At 70.3% G+C, this 3153-nt stretch carries 2 protein-coding genes; one reads left to right on the top strand and one right to left on the bottom strand.

Translation table 11 applies throughout. From position 1 onward, the window contains the following. Positions 1-77 precede the first annotated feature (77 nt). Positions 78-1835: a single-stranded-DNA-specific exonuclease RecJ gene (gene recJ, locus IAE56_RS20720; RefSeq protein ID WP_200753814.1), complete on the bottom strand. Its 1758-nt coding sequence runs from the start codon at positions 1833-1835 to the stop codon at positions 78-80. A gap of 157 nt (positions 1836-1992) precedes the next feature. Between recJ and IAE56_RS20715 the strand changes: the two genes are divergently transcribed. After that, entirely contained in the window at positions 1993-3021 is a 1029-nt protein-coding gene (locus IAE56_RS20715) for a DUF1176 domain-containing protein (RefSeq protein WP_200753813.1), read from the top strand. Positions 3022-3153 lie beyond the last annotated feature (132 nt).

The raw sequence follows: 3153 nt of genomic DNA, 5'->3' as shown, positions 1-3153 counted from the left end.
GGGGCCGCACCCCGGGGCACCGTCGCGCGGGTCGCGCGGGGCCAAGCCCGGCGAGCGCGAAGCGCGGCGCTCCACTGTCAGGCAGGAAGGCAGTGCTCGACGATCAGCTGGATCGCGGTGCCGCCGCGGTAATCATCGCAGGCCAGGCGGTAGGCCAGGTGCACGTGGCGGCTGGGCGCATTGCCGTGCCAGCCGCCGAAGTGGATGGCGTTGACCGTGCCCGGCAGGCCGGGCAGGCGCAGTTCCAGCTTCAGGTGGCGCTCCTTCAGCACGCGCCAGTTGGCCACTTCGAAATGGCCGTCGAACAGCGGCTCGGGGAAGCCCTGCCCCCAGGGACCGGCCAGGCGCAGGGCGTCGGCATGGCGGTGGTCGAGTTCGTGCGCGGCCAGCTCGCCGTCACTGAGCACGTGCTGCTGCAATGCAGCCGGGTCCAGCACTTCCTGCACGATGGCGACGAAGGCAGCCTCGAACGCTGGCAGATGCTCCAGGCGCATGCTCAGGCCGGCGGCCATCGCGTGGCCGCCGAAGCGCTCGACCAGGCCGGGATGACGTGCATCGACCAGCGCCAACGCATCACGGATATGCAGGCCCGGGATGGAACGGGCCGATCCGCGCAGGGTGTCGGCACCGGGCTCAGCGGGTGCGAAGGCGATCACCGGGCGATGCAGGCGGTCCTTCATCTTCGATGCGACCAGGCCGACCACGCCGGGGTGCCAGTCGGCATCGAACAGGCAGGCCGCCACCGGGCGCTCGCCCTCGGACTGCAGCACCACGCGCGACAGTGCCTGCTCGGCATCGTCGGTCATCGACTGCTGCACGGCGCGGCGCTCGGCGTTGATCTGCTCCAGGGTCTGGGCGATGTCGCGGGCCTGGCGCGGGTCTTCGGTCAGCAGCAGGGCGATGCCCAGGGCCATGTCCTCGAGGCGGCCGGCCGCATTGAGGCGCGGGCCGAGGGCGAAACCGATGTCGGTGGCGGTCAGCCGTGCGGCATCGCGGCCGCTGGCTTCGATCAGCGCCTTCAGGCCAACGCAGGCATGGCCGGCACGCAGCCGACGCAGGCCAGCGCTGACCAGGGCGCGGTTGTTGGCATCCAGCACCACCAGATCGGCGACGGTGCCGACCGCCACCAGATCCAGCAGCGTGGTCAGGTCAGGGCCCTTGCCATCGGCAAACACACCAGCCTCGCGCATCTGTCGGCGCAGGGCCATCAGCACGTAGAAGATGACGCCGACACCGGCCAGCGACTTGCTGGGGAAACCGTCGCCTTCCAGGTTCGGGTCAACGATGACATCGGCCGGCGGCAGCTGCGGTCCCGGCAGATGGTGGTCGGTGACCAGCACCTGCCACCCGCGCGCCTTGGCCGCGTTGACGCCGGCATGGCAGGCAATGCCATGGTCGACGGTAACCAGCAGGTCCGGCTGCAGTTCGGCCAGCGCCTCCACCAGCGAGGGCGACAGGCCGTAGCCGTGCACCATGCGGTTGGGCACGGCATGGAACACATGCTGCGCGCCGAGCATGCGCAGGCCGCGCACGCCGACCGCACAGGCAGTGGCGCCATCGCAGTCGAAATCGCCCACCACCAGGATGCGCTTGTCGTTGGCGATGGCCTCGGCCAGCAGCGCGACCGCCGCGTCGATGCCGGTCAGCAGCTCGGGGGCATGCAGGTTGCCCAGCCGCGGCAGCGCGAGGTCCGGCGTGGTCGCGCCGCGGCTGGCGTAGAGACGGGCCAGCAGCGGCAGCGTGTCGTCGGGCCACGCGCCGGGCTGCACCGGCTCGCGGCGCAGGATCATCGGGGTATCGGACACGGGCAGCGCAGCATCGGCGGCAAGGGACATCGGCATCGCCGGGTTGCGGAAGACGTCACCATGATAACGCGGGGCCGCAGACGGGGTCAGAGCCCTCTGCGGGCAGAGGGATCTAATCCGATCGGAAGCATTTGGAATCCTCGACCGTTTCTTTCATGCTTGCCGACCCTGAAACGGATTTCTGCCCATGCGCCGCACTTTGTTCCTGGCCCTCGCGCTCGCCCCGGCCGCCCACGCCGCCACCCCCGAGCCGAAGGCCGGTGTCGAATTCCAGCACAACGACTGGTCGCTGGCCTGTGACAACACCCGCACCTGCCGCGCCGCGGGTTACAGCCCGGAAGAACCCGCCAACCTGCTGAGCCTGATGCTGGAACGTGCGGGCGGCCCCAACGCGCCGGTGATCGCGCGCCTGCGCAATGGCGAAGGCGATGACCCGTCGCCGACCGGTGCGCTGCGCCTGCGCCTGAATGGCAAGGACCTGGGCCCGGTGCAGGACACCGGCGAGGCGGAAAAGGTGCTGTTGAAGCAGGCGCAGACCGATGCCCTGCTCGCCGCCCTGCCCCGCAAGGCACGCATCGAGATTGTCGATGGCAAGGGCAAGGCGTGGCCGATCTCCGACAGCGGCGCCACGGCGGTGCTGCTGAAGATGGACGAGACGCAGGGCCGGCTGGGTACGCCCGGCGCGCTGGTGCGACGCGGCGACAAGGCCGAAGCGAGCGTGCCGGCGGCACTGCCGGTGCCGGTGATCGTGCGCGGCAAACTGGTGGCACCGCGCGGCGCGGATGCGGCGCTGGCCAAGGTGCCGGCGTTGCGCAAGGCGATGATCGCCAGCCTGCCGAACGCCGACGAGTGCACACGCCTGAGCGAAGGCGAGCAGGATGAGATCGAGATCCAGCGACTGGATGCCGGGCACGTGCTGGCCAGCACCAGCTGCTTCATGGGTGCCTACAACTTCAGCAGCGGCTACTGGGTGGTGCAGGACAAGGCGCCGTACCAGGCGAAGTTCGTGACCTCCGATGCGGAGGACTTTGATCGCGATGACGCCACGCTGCGCGGACGCTTCCGTGGGCGCGGGATCGGCGACTGCTTCTCCGGCCACGACTGGACCTGGGATGGCGCGCGATTCGTGAAGAGCAGCGAGTTCACTACCGGCCAGTGCCGCGGCGTGGCGGGTGGGCATTGGCAGCTGCCGACGGTGGTCAGCACGGTGAGGTGATTGTCTGCAGGGCTGCGCCCTGCACCTGCCGAGGCTCTCAAGCCAAGGCAACGTCAAATGCAAGAGCGGCATTCTGCGGGTTGGCGGGGGGGGGGGGGGGGGGGGGGGGGGGGGGGGGGGGGGGGGGGGGGG

Source organism: Stenotrophomonas sp. S41 (assembly GCF_016624625.1).
Lineage (GTDB): Bacteria > Pseudomonadota > Gammaproteobacteria > Xanthomonadales > Xanthomonadaceae > Stenotrophomonas.
This window is presented reverse-complemented; position numbering and strand designations above follow the sequence as displayed.

What these genes read in the sequence shown, in the direction of transcription:
- recJ (WP_200753814.1), bottom strand. Translation starts at nt 1,835, where the DNA reads ATGTCCCTTGCCGCCGATGCTGCGCTGCCCGTGTCCGATACCCCGATG.
- IAE56_RS20715 (WP_200753813.1), top strand. Translation starts at nt 1,993, where the DNA reads ATGCGCCGCACTTTGTTCCTGGCCCTCGCGCTCGCCCCGGCCGCCCAC.